This window comes from Lentibacter sp. XHP0401 (assembly GCF_025751535.1).
In the GTDB taxonomy this organism is placed as follows: domain Bacteria; phylum Pseudomonadota; class Alphaproteobacteria; order Rhodobacterales; family Rhodobacteraceae; genus Lentibacter.
Genome location: NZ_JAOWLC010000001.1, coordinates 489,311 through 513,642, shown reverse-complemented (window position 1 = coordinate 513,642; position 24,332 = coordinate 489,311). Strand labels below are relative to the sequence as shown.

Here is a 24,332-nt window from a genome sequence, read left to right as displayed (position 1 = left end):
GCCGGGGCTTTCACATGAGCCAGACAGCTATGCCTTCGCCTGCTTCCAAAAGTCCGCAGGCGGAGCGTATCGTTCTTTCGGTTGATGCAATGGGCAGTGACAAAGGGCCAGCGGCAGTCGTCGCTGGCTGTTCACATTTTGCCAAAGCCAATAAATCCGTCTTCTTTCTGCTGCATGGCCGCGCGGCCGAGCTTGAACAGCTCGTCGCGCGCAAGAAAAACCTGCGCGATCGCTGCACCATTGTCGATGCCGAGGGCATTGTCTCGATGGACGACAAACCCGCTCAAGTGATGCGGTCCGGCAAGGGCACTTCTATGTGGTCGGCGCTTGATAGCGTGCGTGAAGGCAAGGCCACGGTCTGTGTCTCCTGCGGCAACACGGGCGCGCTTATGGCGCTCTCTGTCATTCGCCTGCGCAAGGTTCCGGGGGTCTATCGCCCCGCGATTGCCGTGCTATGGCCTTCTCGCAACCCGCAGGGCTTTAATGTGATGCTTGATGCAGGTGCCGATATCCGCGCCGACGAGCGTGACCTTTTGCAATATGCCCTCATGGGTGCATCCTATGCTCGAAACGGGTTGAACCTCAAAATGCCGCGCGTGGGCTTGCTCAATGTCGGCACGGAAGAGTTCAAGGGCCGCGCCGAAATTCAGGCCGCCAACGAGCTTATCGCTGAAAATGCCAAGGCCGCGCAGTTCGACTACGTCGGCTTTGTCGAAGGCAGCGACCTTCCGGGCAAAAAATGTGATGTTATCGTGACCGACGGCTTCACAGGCAACATCGCTCTCAAAACGGGGGAAGGCACGGCCAGCCTGATCAGTGATCTATTACGTGAAGCCTTCAAGTATACCCCGTTATCACGCCTTGCCGCCCTGCTCTCCTATACCTCTCTCAAACGCCTGAGCCGCAGAATTGATCCGCGTCAGGTGAACGGTGGTGTGTTCCTTGGTCTCAACGGCACAGTCGTCAAATCGCACGGCTCCGCCGATGCCACAGGCGTGGCCGCAGCTCTCAAGCTGGCTCACCAACTCGCGCAATCAGGCTTCAATGAAAAGCTTGCCGCGCGCATTTCCGCCGCCACCATGCTGGCTGGCGAATCCGGCTCGGGGCACCCCGCCGATGACACGGACGAACAAACTGACAAGGCCAGATCATGACACAGCGCACAGATATCCTCCGCTCCGTTGTTGTCGGCTATGGCCACTATCTGCCCGAACGCGTGGTGGAAAACGCCGAGTTTGAAGCAACGCTTGATACAAGCGATGAATGGATTCGCACCCGCTCGGGCATCGAGCGGCGCCATTTTGCAGCCGATGACCAGCACACATCCGATCTTGCCGCCGAAGCCGCAAAGGCCGCCTTGGTCAATGCAGGGCTCAGCGCAAGCGATCTTGACGCTGTCATCGTTGCCACCTCGACACCCGATCTCACCTTTCCCTCTGTCGCGACCATGGTTCAGACAAAAATAGGGATGGAGCAAGGTTTCGGCTTTGATGTTCAGGCCGTTTGCGCAGGGTTTGTTTTCGCCATGTCCACAGCCAATGGCCTTATCATTTCAGGACAGGCCAAGCGCGTTCTGGTCATCGGCGCCGAAACCTTCAGCCGCATCATGGACTGGACCGATCGTGGAACTTGCGTGCTCTTTGGCGATGGCGCAGGCGCGCTCATCCTTGAAGCCCAGAGCGGCACAGGCACAAACGACGACCGCGGTATCCTCTCCAGTGACCTCAATTCAGACGGGCGCTACAAAGACATGCTCTTCGTCGATGGCGGCGTGTCCTCCACTGGCACAGCAGGCAAACTGCGTATGCAAGGCAACGCGCTTTTCCGTCAGGCCGTTGAGAAACTGGCCTCAACAGCCGATGCTGCGCTTACAAAAGCGGGTCTTGCCCACGCTGATGTCGACTGGATCGTGCCGCATCAGGCCAATATCCGCATCATTCAGGGCACAGCCAAAAAGCTTGATGTCCCCATGGAGCGCGTGGTGCTCACGGTGCAAGATCATGGCAACACCTCTGCCGCCTCGATCCCTCTTGCGCTATCTGTTGGCGCCGCCTCGGGCAAAATCAAGCAAGGCGATCTTGTGCTCACCGAAGCAATTGGCGGCGGTCTGGCGTGGGGTGCGGTGATTATCCGCTGGTAAATCACCTCATCCAGCAATGAAACGCCACTCCGCAAGCCATTGATATTGACTCGGAATCTTTCTCAGGCCTATTCTGCCAGAAAGAGGGCTGCCAACGTCCCTCTATAGGGGGAGTCTGAACATGACCGAAAAAACACTTACACGAATGGATCTGAGCGAAGCAGTGTTTCGCGAAGTCGGGCTTTCGCGCAATGACAGCGCCCAGCTTGTCGAAACCGTGCTGCAGCATGTCTCCGATGCGCTTGTCACAGGCGAACAGGTCAAAATCTCGTCCTTCGGCACATTTTCGGTGCGCCAGAAAACAGCCCGCGTGGGCCGCAACCCGAAGACGGGTCAAGAGGTCCCGATCAACCCGCGCCGCGTGCTCACCTTTCGGCCCTCTCACCTCATGAAAGACAGGGTCGCCGCAGGCAACAAGCGCTAGGAGCGTCACAGAGCATGGCAAAATCCGCCGAAGCCTTTCGGACCATAAGCGAAGTTGCAGATTGGCTCGAACTGCCCAGTCACGTATTGCGCTTCTGGGAAAGCAAGTTCACTCAGGTAAAACCCGTCAAGCGCGCGGGCGGGCGGCGCTATTACCGCCCGAATGACATGCTGCTTCTGGGCGGTATCAAAAAGCTTTTGCACGATGACGGAATGACAATCAAAGGCGCTCAAAAGGTGCTGCGCGAAAGCGGTGTCAAAGAAGTATCAGCCCTCTCCCAACCGCTCGACCCCGAGGATGCTATCGAAAGCACCGCGTTTGAAGCAAAGACAACAAAGCCTTATGACGCCACGCAGGAGGCTCCTTTTGTAGAGGCCACTCCTGAGGAGCCAACCTCTGAAGTCATCTCTTTTGCCCACCACACAACCGAGGCCCAACCGGTAACTTCCGGTCCGGATACGGCAGAGGCGGAACGGTCCACCCCAAACGATACAACCGAGACTCCCCCACCTTCCGAGCCAGAACCCGTGGCCGAAGACACGCAATACGTTGCGGCCTCAACAGAGATAAGCTCCTCAGAGGAAACCGCTGCGGAATCCGCAGACGAAATTCCGGTGGATGACATCCAGATGGAAAAGGCGGAGGAGCCCCCGCTTCGCTCAAGCCCTGGCGGCGCGGCTGGCCTGCCCTCATTCCTCAAGCCGCCGGCCGGCCCTGAGGCCGAAGCCGAAGAAGCAGCTTCTGCCAGCACACCCAAAGCAAAGCCGGCTTCGCTCGCTATAGATCTCCCCGCCGATCCGGGCGATTCCGATCTTGATGTCGACGCGGGCCTTCTCAGCCGCCTTGCCGCCTTCAAGAGCGAAGCAAGCACGGAGACACGCCGCACTCTGGTGCAGGCCCGCGCCGACTTGAAAGCCCTTTCAGCCTAAGACCTGCGCCAGTCTGAAATTGCACGGCAAACGCTACAGTTTTACCCTTGCTCTCCCGCTCAAAACCGCTATGAACCTGCCTTAGTCGGGCTATAGCGCAGCCTGGTAGCGCGTCCGTCTGGGGGACGGAAGGTCGCAGGTTCGAGTCCTGCTAGCCCGACCATTCAAACCCACCCCGGCAACTGAACGCTATCAGCAATTCGGAAACAGATTGTTTCCGCCGGAATTCCCAATATAATTTCGCTGCTTATGACAGCCGCAGCGTAATGTATTAAATCATAGCCAGTTAGCCGCAGATTCGGGGAATCCCGCTGCATTTAATCAGTAACTCTCCGCTTTCTCCCCACGGGTTTGGAGTATTTTCTTATGCCCATTCAAAGCAGCCAGTTTTTCTTTGGCAATTCGCTCGTTAATTTCTCAGGTGGCAGCGCCCAAGCCAACGTGCCTTACTGGCTCAACCAGTTCACCCTTGCCGAAGGCGGCAGCTACACTGTCAATGGCGGCTTCGGTTTCCTGCGCCAGTTTGCCGACCGCGGTGACGAACCCGACAATGAGTGGGGCTTTGAGGGCGTGCAAAGCCAATGGGACGATGACATCGCCACTTTTGACGAGGCGTCATTCAACCAGATCATCATCACCCCTGCCAATTTCATTCAAGAAAACGATCCGTCGACAAATTACTTTGGCGACACGGTAAGCCCGCTCAGCGCGACAGAAACCATCATCAGCAATGTTCTGCCTTCACAGCCGACAGCCGATATCTTCATCTACGAAGGCTGGAGCGATCTCGCCCAGTTCAGCTCAAGCTTCCCGCCAAGCGACAGCGCGATGGAAAGCTACTACGACTACAATCAAGACGCCTACCACGACTGGTATCTGGACTACGCATCAAGCCTGAACGAAAGCTTCCCCGACGCCAACATCACACTGATTCCCGTGGCCCCTGTCCTGTCCGGACTCTTGGCCGAAGGCGGCCCTTTAAGCGAACTCAACACCGCAGATCTCTTTGTTGATGACGCACCGCATGGAACAGACACAACCTATTTCCTCGCCAGCATGATCACCTATCAGGCAACAAACGGCGAGCCAGTGCCAGCAGATTTTGAAGTGCCCGCCAGCATCCATCCGCTAGTCGCCGACAACTTCGGCGAGGTGCTGGACTTTATCGAAACCGAAACAATAGCCTATATGGACGGTTTTGGCGACGAAACACCTGAGCCAGAACCGGAGCCGGAACCTGAACCTGAGCCAGAACCAGAACCTGAACCCGAACCGGAGCCGGAACCCGAGCCGGAACCTGAACCCGAGCAAGAACCCGAACCGGAACCCGAGCCAGAACCTGAACCCGAGCCAGAACCCGAACCGGAACCTGAACCTGAACCCGAACCGGAACCTGAACCGGAACCTGAACCCGAGCCGGAACCCGAACCGGAGCCGGAAGGCGAGGAAAATACCTGGCGCGGGAGTCCTTTGGAGGAAGGCGTCACAGTTGAGGATATGCGCGCAGCAGAAGCGCTCTACTGCACTGAGGATCAAATCGAGGCGGCTGATCTCTTCTACGGCGCGCAGGATAACCCAGACCTCGGTTTCCCGACCGTGGCCATGAACCGCAGCGAAGAAGACAGCCCTTATCGTGAAGACGATGAGGGAGAGGAGAAATCCGGGGCCCTCACCGAAGGGTTAAAATCAATCGTGACCGACATCTTCTAAAGTCGTTCAGCGCAATCCCCCCAAAACTTGCGCCTCACGGGGCGCAAGCTTCATTTTTGGCCTGCCTATTGGCCGGAAACTTGCTAGAACCAGTCCAACTTGCCCTTGAAAGGACACAGCATGACAGGCGTTCTGGCCAGCCAGCAGATTCACGAGTTGACCCGCTCAGGCGCGATCATCGCCAAAGCCGACTATGCCGAAGGGCAAGTCCAGCCCGCCAGCCTCGATCTGCGCCTAGGCGCGCGGGCGTGGCGTGTGCGCGCGTCTTTCCTCGCGGGCGCTGGCCGCACTGTCGCCGAGCGGCTGCACGAATTCGAGATGCACCAGATCGACCTCACCAATGGCGTGGTGCTCGAAAAAGGCTGCGTCTATCTTGTCGAGCTACAAGAAAGCCTCGCCCTGCCCAAGGGCATCCAAGCCGTCGCCAATGCCAAAAGCTCGACAGGCCGGCTTGATCTACTCACCCGCACCGTCACAGACGGCGGCGAAGAGTTTGATCGCGTGCCAGCAGGCTACCACGGTCCGCTCTACGCAGAAATCTGTCCGCGGTCTTTCTCCGTCCTCGTGCGTCCGGGCATGCGCCTCAACCAGATCCGCTTCCGCAATGGTCAAGCCACACTGAGCGATACAGAGCTGCGCGCCCTTCACGCCAAAATCCCGCTGGTCGATGGCAAGGAGCCGGTGATCGACGAAGGCCTCGGCTTCTCCGTTGATCTGCGCCCCTCGGAAGGCACTCTTGTTGGCTACCGCGCCAAGCCGCACACGGGAGTGATTGATCTCGACAATCTAAATCACTACGCCCCCGAAGATTTCTGGGAAGATGTGCGCAGCAAAAACGGCCAGATCATTCTTGATCCGGGCGCATTCTACATCCTCGTCAGCAACGAGGCTGTCTGTATCCCGCCCGATTACGCCGCCGAAATGGCCCCCTATCTCGCCATGGTCGGCGAATTTCGCGTGCACTACGCGGGCTTCTTTGATCCGGGGTTTGGCTATGCCGCTGCTGGCGGCGCTGGCTCGCGCGGCGTACTCGAAGTGCGCTGTCACGAAAGCCCGTTTGTGCTGGAGCACGGCCAGATCGTCGGCCGCCTCGTCTATGAGCGCATGTCCGAAACACCCTCCGAGCTTTACGGCGAGCGGATTGCCTCAAACTACCAAGGCCAGGGCCTAAAGCTGTCAAAGCATTTCAAAAGTTAAAACCTGCTCCCTCGCCGCGCCATACGGGCCGCTTTATTCAGCCCTTTGGTCGGGCTGGCAGCGCCCTTTTTGCCGCCGCCCGCGCGCTTTACACCTGCGTTCATGATCTTACGCATGACCATTCGCAAGGCCATGTTGATCAACCTGTTCGCGTTCATACTCGCCTCCTGTCGCCTGCTTATACCTGAATATAGGCAGCCATTGTGCGGATAATAAGGCATCCCTAGTCTTCAAACAGCTCGCTCTGGCCCTCTTGCGCTTCCTCGTTGATGTCCTCGTCGCCCTCGCCCAATGTCGGCATATTGCTTGGCGGCAAGCGGCTTTCCAGCAGCCCCGAGGCACGCAGCTCTTTCAATCCCGGCAAATCACGCGCCGATTCCAGGCCGAAGTGATCGAGAAAATCTTGGGTGACAACAAATGTCACAGGCCGCCCCGGTGTCATTTTCCGCCGCCCGAAGCGGATCCATTCCATCTCAAGCAACTGGTCCACAGTGCCGCGGCTCACACTCACACCGCGGATTTCTTCAATCTCGGCGCGGGTGATCGGCTGGTGATAGGCAATAATCGCCAGTGTTTCGATAGCGGCGCGGCTGAGCTTGCGGGTCTCGACCGTTTCCTTCTGCATCAGAAACGACAGGTCAGGTGCCGTGCGCATTGCCCAGGCATCACCCACCTTTACAACCCGCACACCGCGCCCCTCATAGCGCTTACGCAAATAGACCAAAGCCTCGGCAGCGTCACTCCCGTGCGGCATCCGCGCGTTGAGTTCGGCTACAGTCACCGTCTCAGCCGAAGCAAACAAAATCGCCTCAACCATGCGCTCCTGCTCGGCAATAGGCGGAGCTTCAAACAGACTTTCCTCTTTTTCTTCAATAGGTTCTATGTCGTCATTCATGTTTCGTCACGGCTTTCATCTCTGCGGCGCAGCTCAATCGGCGCAAATGTCTCTGATTGGCGCAGCTCCACGCGCCCCTCTTTGGCCAGCTCCAGAGAGGCGGCAAATGTCGAGGCCGTAGCAGAGCGGATACGCCCCTTGTCCTTGTTCCAGCCCTCGGGAATATAGCTTGAAATATCGGTCCATGTCCCCGCAAATCCGATCAGCCCGCGCATCCGCTCCAGCGCATTCTCCAGCGTATAAAGCGCATCACGGTCCATAACAAACGGGCGAAACTCGTCGCGCGTGCGCAGGCGTGAATAGCCCTGCATCAGGTCCAGAAGCGTCGCGGTATAAGTCACCCGCTTCACGCGCGTGACATCCTCAGGCACACCGCGCGCGAAAAAGTCGCGCCCCAAACGGTCACGTCCCATAAGCCTCGCGGCCACATCGCGCATCGCCTGCAACCGCTCAAGTTGAAACGCCAGATGCGCCGCCAGTTCCTCACCGCTCGGCCCGTCCTCCGTCGGATCAGGAGGCAGCAACAGCCGTGATTTGAGAAACGCCAGCCAAGCCGCCATCACCAGATAATCTGCCGCAAGCTCGATCCGAAGCGATTTCGCCCGTTCGACAAAGGCCAGATATTGCCGCGCAAGCTGCAAAATACTGATTTTGGTAAGGTCCACCTTCTGGGTGCGCCCGAGTGTGAGCAACACATCAAGCGGCCCCTCAAAACCGTCAACATCAATAATCAGCGCCTCGGCATCAAGCCGCTCCGCAACACTCAGGGTCTTCTGGTCTTCTTCAAATTCGTCAGCTGGCATTCAGGCGCCCATTCAAAAGCGCTTCAAGCTCGGCTTCCAGCGCCAGAATGTCAATATCTGTTGGTCTTTTGCGCATCGTCAGCGCCGTTTCCGCGCGCGCTTGCGCTGCATCCGTCATCTCACCTGCCGCCTCCGCCACAGCGCGGCGCTCGTCCAACGTGCCGTTGCAATGCAAAATCACATCGCAGCCCGCTGCAATGGCTCTACGGCTCAAGTCACCCAAGTCGCCCTGCAAAGCCTTCATCGAGATGTCATCGGTCATGATCAGCCCGTCAAATCCCAGGTCATCACGGATCAGAGACATCACATCCTTGCTCAGCGTTGCGGGCTCGCTATCAATCTGTGGATAGCGAATATGTGCGGTCATACCCATCGGCACATCGTTGAGCGCCTTAAACGGCGCACCATCTGTGGCAATCAGCTCTTCACGGCTGATATCAACACTTGGAAGCTCGAAATGGCTGTCCGCCTGTGCGCGGCCGTGGCCCGGAATGTGCTTGGCCACAGGCAGCACGCCGCCATCGAGCATGCCTTGGGTAGCTGCACGGCCAATCTCGGAAATACATTCAATATCAGTTCCATAGCAGCGGTTTCTCAAGAACGGATGAGTTTCCTCAAAGGCAATATCCAGCATTGGCGCGCAGTTGCTATCAATCCCGCAGCGCTTAAGCTCGTCAGCAATCATACGAAAGCGCAGATAAAAGCTGCGCGCAGCCTTCTCGCCAGCCAGTTCAGCCTGTTCCAGCGGGGCCAGCCACTCGCGCCAAAGCGGTGCACGCAAGCGCTGCACCCGCCCGCCTTCCTGATCAATCGTGATAGGCGCTTCACGCCCCACCGCATCGCGCATCTGCTCACAGAGCCGCGCAAGCTGCGTCTCGCTCTGCACATTGCGCGCAAACAGGATAAACCCGAAGGGGTTCGCATCACGGAAAAAGGCGCGCTCCTCGCGGCTCAGCTCAAAGCCGTCTGCGTCAAGGATCGTCGCGCCAAAGCGGCTCATTTGCTCACCACAGGAATACAGTCAGCCCGCTCGGCCAGAAGCGCGGCACAGAAACGGCGCGAATCTGACAGGTCGGCAAAGCCCTGCGCGCGCAGGCGATAAAACACCCGACCGCCACTTTCGGCGCGCTGCACAACAGGGCTTTTGCCCTCGAAATACTCTTCAAAACGCCCGCTCAGGCGCGTCCATTCGCGGTTGGCAACCTCGGCGCTATCAAACGCGCCAAGCTGCACGAGCCGTGTGCCCGCTGGCACGCTGGCCGCCTCGGCAACCGCCGCGGCCACAGCCACAGGCACAGTTGCGCTGGCCTTAATAACCCGTGGGCGTAGCTTAGGGCGCAACGAGCGCACAACAGCAGCGTCAACCACTGGTTCTACAACCTTTGCAGGTTCTTCATCAGAAACAACAGATTCTTCAGCCGTTTCTACAGATTGTGCAGCAGTGCTCACCGATGCTTTGGGCATTTCGGGCGTTATTGCTGCAACAGGTGTTGCCTCTTCACGTGGCATGTTCTGCCCCGACAAAGGCGCAACACCATCGGCCAATTGCTCGGCCAAAGCGCGGATCGAAGCCATCTGCGGCGTCAGCGGTTCGGCTTCAACCTCCTCGGCAGCCAGCGCCGCAACAGGCACTGTGCGCGGCGCCGCCGTGCTCGTTGAAGGTTTGTCTTCTTCCATCAGGTTTACCGGAGCAGGCGCAAGAACAAGCCGGTCAGCGGGCTTTTCAGCTCCGCCCTGTGCCATAACCTCGTTCACCGAAAGGCCCTGATGCGCCGCAGTTGACCCACCCGGCTTTTCAGGCGCCACGCGCATCGGCTCGCTCGAAGCGGCGCGCACAACAGGCACACCGCTTACATCGCGTGACAAAACACCGTACCCCCAAACGCCGATCCCTATGATCAGCCCAAGCGACACCACCGCGCCGGCATAATTCGTCATTGTTGAGTATGAGTTCTGAGCAGGCTGCGTCTGCCCTGCCCCGCCATATGGGATTTCCGCCATCATTTGCCTCGTTTTTTATGCGCAATCATCTGCTGCGCTTGTCTCTGCTCAATTTATTGTCCGGCCCGTCTGGCACACTCTTCAGGTGATTTCATCCAGCGGCGTTGCCCCGACAATAGCGAATCCGCGTGAAAACACAACTTCGCAAGCGTCGATAACCCGCGCACAAATGGTTTTTTCGTCACGCTTTTGCGCCGCCCGTTGCGCCTCAAGCAAAAGCCGGCTTGCCTCAACCAGAAAAAGCCCGAGCCTCTGAGGCGCAGCGAGTTCATGCGCGAGCGTCAGAAGCCTCGGGAAATACGCCAGATGCAGCGCCAGCCTGCGGGTCTCGGGGCTCCAGTCAGACACATCATGCGCGGCCCGCAACCCGCCAAGCTTTGAGGCCGCATATTGAAGCAAAAATGCGGGGTTCTCCTGTTCGGGCTGCAAAAACAGCTTGTCGCCCAAGTCAAGCACCCGCTCGGCACGGTGCGACAGCACAAAAAGCCGCGCCAGTTGCTCGGCCCCCTCTGTAAGCCCCGAGGGAATATCTGCCGCGCCAAGCGCCGTGGATGCCAGCCCAGCAGGCAATGCCTCAAACGCAGCCTCGTATAACCCGGGGCGAAACCTCGCGCCTTGACGGGTGAAAAACAACACCTGTTCATGCGCCTCGGCCGCCCCCGTCAGCATCGCAAACTCTGCTTCGAGATCAGCAAGCTCCCCCGCGCTCGCATCGCCAAAGCGCCGCTCCGACCCGACAAGCGCCTGAAGGCCCGCGCTTTTACCAACGGAGGCAAACCGCCCGCTTTCGACCTCATAGCCTAACGCGTGCGCCAAACGGCTCGCGGCTTCAGCTGTCCAGCGCGCGCGCAAGCCCGCCCGAAGCCCTGTGCACACAGCAACCCGTCCGCTCTGCGCCTCGGGCTGCAAGGCATCCACAGTCAATGCAGAGGCAATGAAACGATCTTCAAAAATCAGGTTCACAAACCCGCCACCCGCAACGCACGCGCTGCGCACGCCTGCCAATGCGCCAAGCGCCTCGGCCAGCCCCTGTGCAAGCAAACGCGGCGCAACACCCACGGCGCGCGCCTGCACCATCGCGGCTGTCACCGTGACATCGCCATGCAGTGCATCCTTCGCCGGAGCCGACCCGTCCGCTCCGCCCGAAATTTGCGGCAAAGCTGCCGCAACTGCGGCATCAACTTGCTCATATAGCCCAATGCGCGACATAAATGCTCCCTGTCCCTTATTCTTACTGGTATTTCGTTTGCGCGCGGTATATCGGCCCTCAACAAACAACCCAAGGAATTATCATGGACCTGCGAAATATCGCAATCATCGCGCACGTTGACCACGGCAAAACAACTCTCGTGGACGAGCTTCTGAAACAGTCCGGCGCGTTTCGGGCCAATCAGGACGTGGCCGAGCGCGCCATGGACAGCAACGATATCGAACGCGAACGCGGCATCACCATTTTTGCCAAGCCGACCTCTGTCGAGTGGAAAGGCAAACGCATCAACATCGTTGACACCCCCGGCCACGCCGACTTCGGCGGCGAGGTCGAGCGCATCCTGTCGATGGTAGACGGTGTCGTGCTCCTCGTGGACGCCGCAGAAGGCCCGATGCCACAAACCAAATTCGTAACCTCCAAGGCGCTCGCCCTCGGCCTTCGCCCCATCGTGGTTCTCAATAAAGTCGACAAAACCGATGCCGAGCCGGACCGCGCGCTTGACGAGTGCTTTGATCTCTTCGCCTCGCTTGATGCCGATGATGACCAGCTCGACTTCCCGCATATGTATGCCTCAGGCCGCTCCGGCTGGGCCGATCACGAGCTTGACGGCCCGCGCAAAGACCTCTCTGCGCTCTTTGATCTCATCGTCAATCACGTGCCAGCGCCCAAACAGGTCGCCCGTCAGAACGAAGATTTCAGCATGCTGGCCACAACGCTGGGCGCAGATCCCTTCGTCGGTCGCGTGCTTACAGGCCGCGTTGAAAGCGGCAAGCTCAAAGTCGGCGCAACCGTGCAGGCCCTCAGCCGCATCGGCCAGAAGATCGAACAGTTCCGCGTCACCAAAATTCAGGCCTTCCGTGGCCTTGCCCAGCAAGACATCGAAGAAGCCCAAGCCGGCGATATCGTCTCCATCGCAGGCATGTCCAAAGCCACAGTGGCCGACACAATCTGCGCGCTGGCCGTTGATACGGCCCTCCCCGCACAGCCGATCGACCCGCCCACAATCACCGTGACATTCGGGATCAACGACAGCCCGCTGGCTGGCCGCGAAGGCAAGAAAGTCCAGAGCCGCGTCATCCGTGATCGCCTGATGAAAGAAGCCGAAAGCAACGTCGCCATCAAAGTGACAGACACTCCAGGCGGCGAAGCCTTTGAAGTGGCTGGCCGCGGCGAGCTTCAGATGGGCGTTCTTATCGAGAACATGCGCCGCGAAGGTTTTGAGCTGGGTATCTCCCGCCCCAAAGTTCTTTTGCGCGAAGAAGATGGCAAGACCCTTGAGCCAATCGAGGAAGCCACAATCGACGTGGATGACGAATACTCGGGTGTCGTCATCGAAAAGCTCACAGGTGGCCGCAAAGGCGAGCTGGTTGAAATGCGCCCCGCAGGCGCAGGCAAAACCCGCATCATCGCACATGTGCCGTCACGTGGCCTCATCGGCTATCACGGCGAGTTCCTCACCGACACCCGCGGCACAGGCGTTCTCAACCGCGTATTCCACGGCTGGGCGCCCCACAAAGGCGCAATGCCGGGTCGCCGCGCAGGTGTTCTGATCTCGATGGAAGATGGCGAGGCCGTGGCCTATGCACTCTGGAACCTTGAAGACCGTGGCAAAATGTTCATCGGTGCGCAAACCAAGATCTATCAAGGCATGATCATCGGCGAGCACAGCCGCGAGAACGACCTTGAGGTCAACCCGCTCAAAGGCAAAAAGCTCACCAACGTGCGCGCCTCTGGCACAGATGAAGCCGTGCGCCTGACAACGCCGATCACACTCAGCCTCGAAGAAGCCATCGCATACATCAACGATGACGAACTGGTCGAAGTCACGCCAAGCTCGATCCGTATGCGCAAGCGTCACCTTGACCCGCATGAGCGCAAACGCGCGTCAAAGCAGCTCTCGTAAAACAAAAGCCCCGCTCAGTCGAGCGGGGCTTTTTTTATGTTCTGTATTTCGGAATCACTCGCTGGTTTCAACAACCATCAATTCACGCTCCGATGCACCTTTCGCATGGCTCAAAGCTTCCTGATAGGCCGCCGAGTGATAACACTCCACAGCCGCATCAACGCTTGCAAACTTCGCCACAACATTGCGCGGACGCTCCTTGCCCTCCAGCTGAACAAACCGTCCGCCACGGGCAATAAATTCACCGCCATGAGCAGCAATAGCCGGTCCCGCAAGCTCCGCATATTTCGCGTAAGCATCCGCGTCTGTTACTGTCACATGTGCAATCCAAAGTGCTGGCATCTAGCCCTCCAATACTGATTTTACCGCCGCGATAGCCGCCTCGGCGTTGTTCACATCCGCGCCGCCACCCTGCGCCATATCCGGGCGGCCACCGCCACCTTTACCGCCAAGCTCGGGCACGGCCGCCTTCACCAAATCAACCGCCGAGAGACTGTCTGTCAAATCAGCAGTCACACCAGCTGCCACAGCGGCCTTGCCGCCCGTATCGGCAATCAGCAATACAGCACCAGACCCAAGACGGCTCTTATACTCGTCAATAAGCGCGGGCAAATCCTTGCCCGACACGCCCGAAAGCACCTGAGCAATGAGCTTTATCCCATTGATCTCAATCGCTTCTGCCGCATCACCACCCTTGGAACCACCAGACATCGCCAACTCGCGGCGCAGCTGCGCCACTTCGTTGGCCAGAGCCTTACGCTCATCCATCAGGGCTTTCACGCGGGCGGGCACATCCGCCGCAGGCGCTTTCAGTTCAAGCGCAAGCTCGGCCACCCGCGCATCCTGCGCACTCAGATAATCAAACGCAGCTTTGCCTGTAAGGGCCTCCATACGGCGCACACCTGCACTGGAAGCAGAATCGCCGAGTGCGACAAACAACCCGATGTCGCCCGTCTGACGCACATGCGTGCCGCCACAAAGCTCGATCGAATAGGTATGCCCGTCGCTGCCCTTACCGGAGCCGTTGTCATGGCCCATCGAAACAACCCGCACCTCATCGCCGTATTTCTCGCCAAACAGCGCCTGCGCACCAAGCGCGCGTGCCTCATCGGGTGTCATCACCCGCGTCTCCACAGGGGCATTCTGGCGAATATAAGCATTAACATCTGCCTCGACCTGCTTGATTTGTTCAAGCTCAAGCGCCTTTGAATGACTGAAATCAAAGCGCAAACGGTCGTCCGCATTCAATGAGCCACGCTGCGCCACATGGTCGCCAAGGGCTGCGCGCAACGCCTCATGCAACAGGTGCGTCGCCGAGTGGTTGGCGCGAATGGCACTGCGGCGCGCGTGATCCACTTCAAGCGAAACAGTGTCCCCGACACTCAAGCCACCTTCGCCAGCCACAATCAGATGGCCAAAAACTTTGCCATCCGCATGTTTGCGCGTGTCTTTCACATGGCTCACCTCGGCCATGTTTTCCAAACGGCGCAAAAGCCCGCTGTCGCCAACCTGCCCACCGGACTCGCCATAGAACGGCGTCTGGTTAAGCACAGCCCAGCCTTCCTGCCCCGCTTCAAGCTGTTTTACCCGCGCGCCATCGGCCACAAGCGCAAGCACCTGCCCTTCGGCGACTTCAGTGTCATAGCCCAGAAACTCGGTCACACCGGCATCGTCGGCAATGTCAAACCACACAGCCGCATCGGCTGCATCGCCCGAGCCCGACCAGGCCGCACGCGCCTTTGCCTTCTGCTCGGCCATCGCCGCCTCAAAGCCAGATACATCTACTTCACGGCCCTTCTCCCGCAGTGCATCCTGCGTCAGATCAAGTGGAAAACCGAATGTATCATAAAGCTTAAACGCCGCCTCACCCGAAAGGGCCGCGCCTTCGCCAAGCCCGTCAAGCTCGTCGTCAAGCAGTTTCAATCCGCGCTCAAGCGTTTGCTTGAAACGGGTTTCTTCCAGCAGGAAGGTTTCTTCAATCATCGCCTGCCCTTGGCGCAACTCGCCATAAGCGCCCCCCATTTGGCGCACCAGAGCCGGCACAAGCTGATGCATCACAGGGTCTTTCGCCCCCAATAGATGCGCGTGCCGCATCGCGCGGCGCATAATCCGGCGCAGCACATAGCCGCGCCCGTCATTCGAGGGCATCACCCCATCCGCCACCAAAAACGCGGTCGAGCGCAGGTGGTCCGCAATCACCCGGTGATGCACATTCTGGTCACCATAAGGCGTAACGCCTGTGGCCTCGGCCGAGGCCTCGATCAGCGCTTTGAACAAGTCGGTGTCATAATTGTCATGGCTGCCCTGAAGCAGTGCGCCGATACGCTCAAGCCCCATGCCTGTGTCAATCGATTGCATATCAAGGTCGCGCATCGAGCCGTCCTCAAACTGCTCGTTCTGCATGAAAACCACGTTCCATATCTCGATGAAACGGTCACCATCTTCCTCCGGGCTACCGGGAGGGCCACCCCAGATATGCTCGCCATGGTCATAGAAAATTTCGGTGCACGGCCCGCATGGGCCAGTCGGACCCATCTGCCAATAGTTGTCCGAGGTCGCAATTCGGATGATCCGCTCTTCCGGAACGCCCATTTTCTTCCAGATGTTAAACGCCTCATCATCGGTATGATAAACCGTCACTGTCAGCCTGTTTTTGTCGATCCCGAACACATCGGTTACAAGCTCCCAGGCATAGGCAATCGCCTCTTCCTTGAAGTAATTGCCAAAGCTGAAGTTGCCGAGCATCTCGAAAAACGTGTGGTGGCGCGCCGTATAGCCCACATTATCAAGGTCATTATGTTTGCCGCCCGCGCGCACACATTTCTGCGCTGTCGTAGCGCGGTTGTAGTCGCGTGTCTCGACACCTGTGAACAGGTTCTTGAATTGCACCATTCCCGAGTTCACAAACATCAGCGTCGGATCATTGCGCGGCACGAGAGGGCTTGAAGGCACAATCTCGTGCCCCTGCTTGGCAAAGTAATTCAGAAAAGTAGAGCGGATTTCATTCAGGCTTGGCATTTGTTTTTCCGGCATAATGTGACCCGTCAGGGTTTAGCTGCCACGAAAGCTCATGTCCACAGAGCAAAAGCGCCGGAGCATTCTCTGCACCGGCGCTTTCAATTTATCAAAATGCAGGTTTACCCTTCAAGCAAGTCGTCATCGTCGCTTGCTTGCGGATTTTTTCCAGCTGCCGTGGGCTTTTCGTCATCAAAGTCGAGGCCATGCGCAGCACGGATTTTGTCTTCAATATCATAAGCCATTTCGGGGTGATCTTTCAGATACTGGCGCGCATTCTCGCGCCCCTGCCCGATCCGCTCATCGCCACAGCTAAACCATGCACCCGATTTCTGAACAATCCCGAGGGTCACCCCAAGGTCGAGCAACTCCCCCGTCTTAGAAATGCCTTCACCATACATGATGTCAAATTCAACTTGCTTGAAGGGCGGTGCAACCTTGTTCTTCACAATTTTTACACGCGTCTGGTTGCCGACCACTTCGTCACGGTCCTTCAACGAGCCGATGCGACGAATATCAAGACGCACGGAGCTATAAAACTTGAGCGCGTTACCACCCGTTGTCGTCTCGGGGCTACCAAACATCACGCCGATTTTCATGCGGATCTGGTTGATGAAAATCACCATGCAATTCGAGCGTGAAATCGAACCTGTCAGTTTTCGCATGGCTTTACTCATCAGGCGGGCGTGCACACCAACGCTTGAATCCCCCATTTCGCCTTCCAGTTCGGATTTCGGCGTCAGGGCTGCCACCGAGTCAACCACCACAAGGCTGACAGCGCCCGAGCGTACAAGAGTGTCAATAATCTCAAGCGCCTGTTCTCCATTGTCAGGCTGCGAAATCAACAGCTCGTCAAGGTCAACGCCAAGCTTCTTGGCATATTGCGGGTCAAGTGCGTGCTCCGCATCCACAAAGGCTGCAACGCCACCCTTTTTCTGCTCTTCAGCCACACAATGCAGCGTAAGGGTTGTCTTACCCGAGCTTTCAGGGCCATAAATTTCAACGATCCGCCCTTTCGGCAGCCCCCCGATCCCAAGCGCGATATCAAGCCCGATCGAGCCTGTGGACGTGGCTTCGATATGCTGAATGGCGTTTTCGCTCCCCATTTTCATGATAGAGCCTTTGCCGAACTGCCGTTCGATCTGAGCCAAAGCACTGTCGAGCGCCTTCTGCTTGTCTGAGTCGCGCTTGTTTTTCATGTTCAAAAGATCTGCCGTTGCCATTGTTATATGTCCTTATTTCACACCCCGCCCGAGGCGGCAATCGCTGCATGTGTTCTCATTATGTTCCTTATGGGATCAAAGAGAGAACATTACAACATAAATTTACGATTCAGACTTTTGGGTAAATTGGTTAAAGAGTAGTTTACCGGCACAAGATAAATGAAAGCAGGCCCATGCTGATCTTCTCCAAAGCCAAACTGGTCTTTTTTTCCGTGCCCAAAACGGGCACAACCGCGATCGAAACAGCCCTTGCGCCACATGCCGCCATCGCTGTTCTTGATCCTCCCGAGCTCAAGCACGCACCTGTTTACAGATACAACCGATTCTTCAGACCTATGGTTGAAAAATTTATCGGTGATGATGTCGAAACCGTTGCCGTGATCCGCGAGCCTATAAGCTGGCTCGGAAGTTGGTATCGCTATCGCCAGCGACCTTTTTTGTCCGGACGTGCGGTATCAACCGCCGGCATCAGCTTTGAAACCTTTGTCGAGGCCTATCTCGCGGCAGACAGGCCTGCTTACGCAAATGTCGGAGCGCAGTCCAAGTTTGTTGAAGCTCGCCCCAATGGCACTTCGATCAACCATTTTTTTCGCTATGAAAACCTCGACGCATGCATTGCTTATCTGCAGGACCGCCTTGAAATCGAAATCACCCTTCCAAAAGTCAATGTTTCGCCCAACCGTGATCTAAAGCTCTCCGCCGATCTTTCCGCACGCTTGCACCGCGAGTGCCATGCAGAATTCGAGCTTTATGCCTCTATTGATTGACTGGAAAGGGTTGCGAAACCGCCGCCTGAACCACATCAGCCAGCTCACCCAGAGAAAACGGTTTCTGCAAAAATGTGGAACACGGAATTTCAAAGCCGTTGTCATTGAAAACATCTTCCGCATAGCCGGACACAAACACCACATTCACGTCCCTGCGCAGCTTGCGGGCCTCAATAACCCATTCCGGCCCCTTTAGTCCGGGCATGATAACATCGGTCACAAATGCATCAACGTGCAGTGTTTCATCTTTCAAAATGTCCAGCGCTTCTTCGCCAGAGCTCGCCTCAAGCACGGTAAACCCCTTCAGCTTAAGCGCACGCGACGCAAAAGCGCGCACCGGCGCTTCATCTTCAACCAGCAGAATGGTCGAATCCGGCATTTCCATTCTTTCCGCCTCAGCTATCCCTGCATCAGGTGCAGGCACTTGCTCCGCTGCTTCCTGAGTGGGCAAAAGAAGCGTAAAACAGCTTCCCTTGCCCACCTTGCTATCGGCAAAGATAAATCCACCTGTCTGCTTCACAATTCCATAAGCCGTTGACAGGCCGAGGCCTGTGCCCTCTCCCGTTCGCTTTGTCGTGAAGAACGGTTCGAAAATTTTCTGTAACTTATCAGCAGGAATACCGGTGCCCTGATCAATCACTTTTATCGAAACATAAGATCCCGGAGGCACTTCGGCCCTGTCTCGCATGAGTGGTGCGTCCAATGTCAGGCCTGCCGTGCGGATCGTGACCACGCCACTTTCCTGCATGGCGTCGCGTGCATTCACGACCAGATTCATTACAACTTGTTCAATCTGGCGTTTGTCTGCCCTGATCGTCTGGTTATCGGCTTCGTGCTCAAATTCAAGCTGCACCTTCTCGCCGACCAACCTGTTGAGCAAATGGGTCAGGTCGGAAAGCGTTTCCTGCACATCAATCGTTTCTGGCCGCAGCGTCTGCTTGCGCGAAAAGGCAAGGAGTTGGCTCACAAGAGCCGCCGCACGGTTTGCGTTTTGGTTGATCTGCTCGAGATCAAGAAAATCAGGATCGGTCTCTGCACGTTTGTGCATCAACAAGTCACAGTGCCCCGTGATGGCCGTCAGCAAATTGTTGAAATCATGCGCGACACCGCCCGCAAGCTGGCCGATCGCCTGCATTTTCTGGCTCTGCACAAACTGTGCCTCAAGCGTTTTCAATTCGGTCGCATCACTTAACACCGCAACAAGCACATGCTCACTGCCTTCCCGCGCAGCCTTCAGCGTAACTTGCACAAAGGTCTCGAAATCGTTGCTCCGCACTTTCAGAAACTCGGTCTGGCGGCTCACCCGACCCAGTATCGTATCGTGAAGCCAATCCTTGATCGAACGGCCCAACCCTTCCAAAAGCACACCAAGGCTCTCGCCAATCAGATCTCTACGCCCCAACAGATCACAAGCCATCTTGTTGGCTTCGGTCACAACCCCGTCCGGTGCCAGCTTCAAAAGCGGCACAGGAAGCTCGTCAAAAAAGCGCATGCTCTCGGGAAACTCGACAATGTTTTCCTGCGTCGGCACGAAAGCCAGCTCACGCCGTCCCGCCCCCAGACACAACTCGGTGATAACGCAAGCGACACTGCCACTTTCCGTGTTCACTTCCTGCAAACGGTCAAGCTTGAGAGGCAGGTTCGGAACAACGCGGTCAAGTGTCTTTACCCGCTCGCCAAAAAACTGCCGCGCTGCATCATTCATGAACAAAACCGTGTCCTGCCGCCCGACAACAAGCACGGGCAGCGCTTCAGCGCCACTCAACCCGCTCTCTGCCTTGGCCGGAGGCAAATCTTCCAAACGCCAGATCGCCCCCCCTTGGCGTAGCCTGTGGCACGAGAGTCGCAAATGCGCCTCCCGGGTGACAACGTCTTCCCGCGCGGCGCCAAGTTGCCTTGCCTTCAAATAGAGCCGCGTCACAAGCCCTGTCGGGCTACTCACCACGGTCGAAAGGGCCGCCTCCACCGTCTTGGGGAGGTCCGAGAAACGTGCCGTAGCAGCGCCGTTACTATACCAGATCTCCCCAACATCATCGGCCACAAAACAGGCCGCCGCATCATGCGCAACCAAATCGGCCACAGCCCTTTGTCCCCGGCGGCTGGCCAGGCGAAAGCGCAGCGCAACAATCGCACTGATCAGCATCAGACAGCACAGGCTCGTGCCGACAATGGCAGCCCCCAGCTTGATCTGCTCGTGTTCTGCCAGATAGGACAGGCCAAACGCAGCACACGCCAACAAAACCAGCACAGAAGCGCGCGGCATCAGACGCATCGAAACCTTCGTCACGGGATCAGGTGTAAAGGCTACATGGCTCACAGGCAGGGGCTCCAGTCAGGGGTCAACTCTGTCATACGCTGGAAGCGTTAACCCATGATTAAAGCCGATAAGAAAAAAACTCACCTAAAAAGTGTGTATCTACTTGGAATTTCTCGCAAATGTTGCGGCGAAAAAGCCATCACCGCCCAGAGACGGTTGCCAGCGCCTCGTTGCCGTGCAACTCCAATCCGGGCATTCGCTCATAAAACGCGCTGCCAGATCTTCGTTCTCTGCGCGCAAAAGCGAGCAGGTCACATAGGCCAGAGTGCCACCCGCGGAAACCAGATCTTTTGCCGCTTTCAAGACCTCAAGCTGCACGCCCTGAAGCTCTTCAAGGCGCTCTGCCGTAAGGCGCCATTTGCCCTCAGGGGCGCGCCGCCATGCGCCAGAACCAGAGCAAGGTGCATCACATAAAACCAAATCAAATGATGGCTCTTTCGCCAGTTCTTCAAGTGATCTTACAGCAATCGAAGCACCCGCTCGCGTGCTGCGTGCAGGCAAATCCTTCATCCGATCGGGGGCAATATCAGACGCCACAATCTGCGCCTTCACGCACCCTGCCATCGCAAGGCTTTTGCCGCCGCCGCCCGCGCAATAATCCAGCACCCGCGTTACGCCCTCAAGCGGCAACCAGTCGACAACGGCTTGACTGGCCGCATCTTGCAGCTCGATCAACCCGTCTTCAAATGCCTGCGTCAGCCGCACGCGCCGTGCGCCCTCGGTCACTCTCAAAGCAGTCGGGGAAAGTGCGTGTGGTTCACTCAAAACGCCCTCTTCCGCCAAAGCCGTCTGCGCCTCACCCGCTGTGGCCAATAGCGTGTTCACCCGCAAAAACACATCGGCCCGCTCACGCATCAGGCTGGCTTCATGCACAGCCTCATCGCCCAAAGCCGCTTCAAATGCAGGCCAGAGCCAATCCGGAATATCGCAAGCCTCAGCTCCCGCTTCGGGAGTGCGCCCGCCTGCGAGCTCGGTCTCATCCAAAGGCGCAGGTGCGTGGCCCTCGCCTGTGAAAAACGCCGCCAAATCAGCGCCTTCCGCCCGCAACGCGCCGATCATCAGGCTCCGCCCGGTCATCGGATCCGCTCCGCCGAGCGCCGCAAACGAGCGCATGCAGCGCAAGGCCTGAAACACATGGTCGCGCACAGCAGCACGGTCTTTGGAGCCCGCAAACCGGCTGCCACGCGCCCATCGCGTGAGTGCTTTTTCGGCAGGCTCGCCCTCAAGGATCAGATCGAGGATCTCGGCCCCCGCAGCCACACGCGCTGCCGGTGTCATGAGTTCATCCTGTAGTTCGGGCTCTCGCGGGTGATCTGCACATCATGCACATGGCTTTCCTTAAGCCCTGCGCCCGTGATTTTCACAAACTTACAGTTTCCGCGCATGTCGGCCACAGTGGCATTGCCCGTGTAGCCCATCGCGGCGCGCAAACCACCCACAAGCTGGTGCACAACCGCACTGGCGCTGCCCTTATATGGGACCTGCCCTTCAATGCCCTCGGGCACGAGCTTGTCACTGGCCGCGTCTTTCTGGAAGTAACGGTCAGCAGAGCCGCGCGCCATCGCGCCAAGGCTGCCCATCCCGCGATAGGATTTGAACGAACGCCCCTGATAGAGGATCACCTCGCCGGGGCTCTCGTCTGTTCCCGCGATCATGCTGCCAACCATCGCGCAGGACGCCCCCGCCGCAATCGCCTTGGCAAAATCGCCGGAAAACTTGATGCCGCCATCGGCAATAACAGGCACATCACCCGCTTCTCTGGCACAATCCATAATCGCCGTGAGCTGCGGCACGCCAACGCCCGCAACCATTCGCGTGGTGCAAATGCTGCCCGGCCCGATGCCAACTTTCACAGCATCAGCCCCCGCATCAATCAAAGCGCGCGTGGCCTCGGAAGTGGCCACATTGCCCGCAATCACCTGCACAGCGTTCGAAAGCTGCTTGGCGCGTTTCACGGCCTCAATCACGCCCTCGGAATGGCCATGCGCCGTATCAATCACAACAATATCACAGCCCGCATCCACCAGCGCCTCGGTGCGCTCAAAACCGCTCTCGCCCACGCTGGTCGCTGCAGCGACCCGCAAACGCCCGAGCTGATCTTTACAAGCCGTCGGGTTCAAAACCGCTTGCTCGGTGTCTTTCAGGGTCAGCAAACCCGTGAGCTTGCCCTTTCCATCATGCACCAAAAGCTTCTCGATCCGGCGCGCGCGCATCAGGCTCTTGGCTTCCTCAAGTTCGGCAGGCTCGGCCAGCATCGCAAGATTTTCCGATGTCATCATCATATGCACAGGCGTGTCATCCGAACTCGCAAACCGCATATCGCGGTTAGTCAGAATGCCCACAACATACCCGGTCTCATCCACCACAGGAAAGCCGGTGAAGTTATACCGCTCCACCAGCGCCTTGGCGTCCGCCAGCGTCTGGTTCACCTTTAGTGTCACTGGGTTGTAAACAATCCCGCTCTCGAATCGCTTCACGCGGCGCACTTCGCGGGCTTGCTGCTCAACCGTCAGGTTCTTGTGAACAACACCAATGCCCCCCGCCTGCGCCATGGCAATGGCCATGCGAGCCTCGGTCACCGTATCCATGGCCGAGCTGAGCAAAGGTATGTTCATGCGAATATCACGCGTCACAAACGTGCGCGTATCTGCGGTGCTCGGCAACACAGCCGAAGCAGCAGGAACAAGTAAAACATCATCGAAGGTCAGAGCCTCACGAATCTCCATAGGACATCTCCAGAGTTGGGTTCGTTTGGCGCTTCCCTATTTCACGCATTGGCCAAAAGTAAAAGGCCAATCTCAGGCTTTGGCCGCATTGGTCTTGAGAGCAAGCTGCCCCGTCATCCACATGCGGATCACCTTCACCGCGATGTAGGGCACAACCACACTCGCCACAGCAAGCATGACACCGCCCAGAATGCGCTCCAAAACACTGTCGATCTGCCCAGCATAGCTAAGCATTGCCGCCGAAAACGCTGTCATCGGAAAGGTAAACGAGGCCCACATCGGGCTGAACCCCGCCTCAAGCAGACTTTTCAGCGAGACAAGCAGGCCAAGCAGAATAAGCATCGCCACGATGGAGAAGACACGTGCCATCATCACCATGGTCGGGAAATCATCGGCAGGAAAGCCAAGCGCCACCGTCACAAACAGACTCGCAGGTGCAAGGTGAATGGCCAGCATCGGCCGCAAAGGCGCTGGTGGCACACGCTTCACAAGCTGCACTGCACTCACAGCCCAAATGATCACTGCCGCCACAAGCGTCGCCCAGAAAATCGCTTCCGCCAGCTCATACTTGCCAAGGTTCACAGCCGAAACAGCCGCCACAATGAAGCCGACAAAACTCAAATGCCAAAGCGGTGTCACCTGTCTCTGTTCTTTCGGGCCGCTCACCAAAACATAGATCACCAAAAGCGCCATTAACACATGCAACCCGAGCGCCACATACATAACCCGCGTAGCCCAGACCGGCGAAATCGGCACAAGCCCCGCCGCCAGAACCGAAACGCAAACAGCCAAAGCCGCCAGCCCGCCACGGTTTGGCAATATCCGCGCATCCTCAATCAGCGTGCCGGCCCGCAACGTCAGCTTTCTACCGTAAGCCACTGCTGCAATAGCAAAAACAACCGCAACACCACCCAAGATAATCTCGGATATCGCCGCAGGCACAATCGACATTCGCGCCGCAGCTCCCCACGCCATCGACAGGCCAAACAGCCCGAGGATTAGCGAGAAAATCGCGGGTGGCGTTTGCTCGCCAAAGCCTGTTCTTGAACGCATCACATTCCCCTTGCAGCAT

General features: G+C 57.7%; 21 protein-coding genes and 1 tRNA gene. 9 read left to right on the top strand and 13 right to left on the bottom strand.

Features of this window, described 5'->3' with window-relative positions; translation table 11 throughout:
* Window positions 1-14: 14 nt before the first annotated feature.
* From plsX to OE750_RS02620, 7 genes are all read left to right on the top strand, one after another.
* Window positions 15-1,154 carry a phosphate acyltransferase PlsX gene (gene plsX, locus OE750_RS02650; RefSeq protein WP_263761063.1) on the top strand — a complete coding sequence of 380 codons (1,140 nt, stop codon included), beginning with the start codon at window positions 15-17 and terminating at the stop codon, window positions 1,152-1,154.
* A complete protein-coding gene (locus OE750_RS02645; protein WP_263761061.1) occupies window positions 1,151-2,140 on the top strand; it encodes a beta-ketoacyl-ACP synthase III in 990 nt (329 codons plus the stop codon). Before plsX ends, OE750_RS02645 begins: the two co-directional genes overlap by 4 nt.
* A gap of 121 nt (window positions 2,141-2,261) precedes the next feature.
* Window positions 2,262-2,564, top strand: coding sequence for an integration host factor subunit alpha (ihfA, locus tag OE750_RS02640; RefSeq protein ID WP_263761059.1), 303 nt, complete (start codon window positions 2,262-2,264; stop codon window positions 2,562-2,564).
* Window positions 2,565-2,578: 14 nt separating this feature from the next.
* Window positions 2,579-3,493, top strand: coding sequence for a MerR family transcriptional regulator (locus OE750_RS02635; protein WP_263761057.1), 915 nt, complete (start codon window positions 2,579-2,581; stop codon window positions 3,491-3,493).
* Window positions 3,494-3,579: 86 nt separating this feature from the next.
* Window positions 3,580-3,656 (top strand) — tRNA-Pro (locus OE750_RS02630).
* A gap of 203 nt (window positions 3,657-3,859) precedes the next feature.
* Entirely contained in the window at window positions 3,860-5,203 is a 1,344-nt protein-coding gene (locus OE750_RS02625) for a hypothetical protein (protein WP_263761055.1), read from the top strand.
* A gap of 120 nt (window positions 5,204-5,323) precedes the next feature.
* A complete protein-coding gene (locus OE750_RS02620; protein WP_263761052.1) occupies window positions 5,324-6,400 on the top strand; it encodes a 2'-deoxycytidine 5'-triphosphate deaminase in 1,077 nt (358 codons plus the stop codon).
* Here OE750_RS02620 and OE750_RS02615 read toward each other — a convergent pair.
* The 6 genes from OE750_RS02615 to OE750_RS02590 all read right to left on the bottom strand — a co-directional run bounded on the left by OE750_RS02615 (window position 6,397) and on the right by OE750_RS02590 (window position 11,308).
* The gene (locus tag OE750_RS02615; RefSeq protein WP_263761050.1) at window positions 6,397-6,558 is read right to left on the bottom strand and encodes a hypothetical protein; all 162 of its coding nucleotides are present in this window, start codon (window positions 6,556-6,558) and stop codon (window positions 6,397-6,399) included. The genes OE750_RS02620 and OE750_RS02615 overlap by 4 nt on opposite strands.
* 65 nt (window positions 6,559-6,623) lie before the next feature.
* Window positions 6,624-7,295, bottom strand: a complete 672-nt coding sequence (scpB, locus tag OE750_RS02610; protein WP_263761048.1) for an SMC-Scp complex subunit ScpB — start codon at window positions 7,293-7,295, stop codon at window positions 6,624-6,626.
* A complete protein-coding gene (locus OE750_RS02605) occupies window positions 7,292-8,098 on the bottom strand; it encodes a segregation and condensation protein A (protein ID WP_263761046.1) in 807 nt (268 codons plus the stop codon). Before OE750_RS02605 ends, scpB begins: the two co-directional genes overlap by 4 nt.
* The gene (gene nagZ / locus OE750_RS02600) at window positions 8,088-9,098 is read right to left on the bottom strand and encodes a beta-N-acetylhexosaminidase (protein ID WP_263761044.1); all 1,011 of its coding nucleotides are present in this window, start codon (window positions 9,096-9,098) and stop codon (window positions 8,088-8,090) included. The genes OE750_RS02605 and nagZ overlap by 11 nt, the downstream gene beginning before the upstream one ends.
* Complete coding sequence (locus tag OE750_RS02595) at window positions 9,095-10,036, bottom strand: SPOR domain-containing protein (protein WP_263761042.1); 942 nt, start codon at window positions 10,034-10,036, stop codon at window positions 9,095-9,097. Before OE750_RS02595 ends, nagZ begins: the two co-directional genes overlap by 4 nt.
* A gap of 144 nt (window positions 10,037-10,180) precedes the next feature.
* On the bottom strand, window positions 10,181-11,308 hold the full coding sequence (locus OE750_RS02590; RefSeq protein ID WP_263761040.1) for a hypothetical protein: 1,128 nt from the start codon (window positions 11,306-11,308) through the stop codon (window positions 10,181-10,183).
* 83 nt (window positions 11,309-11,391) lie between these two features.
* Between OE750_RS02590 and typA the strand changes: the two genes are divergently transcribed.
* Complete coding sequence (gene typA / locus OE750_RS02585; RefSeq protein ID WP_263761038.1) at window positions 11,392-13,212, top strand: translational GTPase TypA; 1,821 nt, start codon at window positions 11,392-11,394, stop codon at window positions 13,210-13,212.
* A gap of 54 nt (window positions 13,213-13,266) precedes the next feature.
* Here the strand turns inward: typA and OE750_RS02580 are convergent, their stop codons facing one another.
* The 3 genes from OE750_RS02580 to recA all read right to left on the bottom strand — a co-directional run bounded on the left by OE750_RS02580 (window position 13,267) and on the right by recA (window position 17,450).
* Window positions 13,267-13,554, bottom strand: coding sequence for a DUF1330 domain-containing protein (locus OE750_RS02580; RefSeq protein ID WP_263761036.1), 288 nt, complete (start codon window positions 13,552-13,554; stop codon window positions 13,267-13,269).
* A complete protein-coding gene (alaS, locus tag OE750_RS02575) occupies window positions 13,555-16,230 on the bottom strand; it encodes an alanine--tRNA ligase (protein ID WP_263761034.1) in 2,676 nt (891 codons plus the stop codon).
* A 119-nt stretch (window positions 16,231-16,349) separates the two neighbouring features.
* Window positions 16,350-17,450 (bottom strand): recombinase RecA, encoded by a 1,101-nt coding sequence (gene recA, locus OE750_RS02570; protein WP_263761032.1) that lies wholly within the window; start codon window positions 17,448-17,450, stop codon window positions 16,350-16,352.
* Between the two features lie 173 nt (window positions 17,451-17,623).
* On the opposite strand from recA, the gene OE750_RS02565 reads away from it, so the two are divergent.
* Complete coding sequence (locus OE750_RS02565; RefSeq protein ID WP_263761030.1) at window positions 17,624-18,217, top strand: gamma-glutamyl kinase; 594 nt, start codon at window positions 17,624-17,626, stop codon at window positions 18,215-18,217.
* On the opposite strand, the gene OE750_RS02560 is transcribed toward OE750_RS02565, so the two are convergent.
* From OE750_RS02560 to OE750_RS02545, 4 genes are all read right to left on the bottom strand, one after another.
* Window positions 18,207-20,534: a PAS domain-containing hybrid sensor histidine kinase/response regulator gene (locus OE750_RS02560; protein ID WP_263761028.1), complete on the bottom strand. Its 2,328-nt coding sequence runs from the start codon at window positions 20,532-20,534 to the stop codon at window positions 18,207-18,209. The genes OE750_RS02565 and OE750_RS02560 overlap by 11 nt on opposite strands.
* A gap of 99 nt (window positions 20,535-20,633) precedes the next feature.
* On the bottom strand, window positions 20,634-21,812 hold the full coding sequence (locus OE750_RS02555) for an RsmB/NOP family class I SAM-dependent RNA methyltransferase (protein ID WP_263761026.1): 1,179 nt from the start codon (window positions 21,810-21,812) through the stop codon (window positions 20,634-20,636).
* Window positions 21,809-23,260 (bottom strand): IMP dehydrogenase, encoded by a 1,452-nt coding sequence (guaB, locus tag OE750_RS02550; protein ID WP_263761024.1) that lies wholly within the window; start codon window positions 23,258-23,260, stop codon window positions 21,809-21,811. The genes OE750_RS02555 and guaB overlap by 4 nt, the downstream gene beginning before the upstream one ends.
* A 72-nt stretch (window positions 23,261-23,332) precedes the next feature.
* Window positions 23,333-24,313: a tellurium resistance protein gene (locus tag OE750_RS02545; RefSeq protein WP_263761022.1), complete on the bottom strand. Its 981-nt coding sequence runs from the start codon at window positions 24,311-24,313 to the stop codon at window positions 23,333-23,335.
* Window positions 24,314-24,332: the final 19 nt, after the last annotated feature.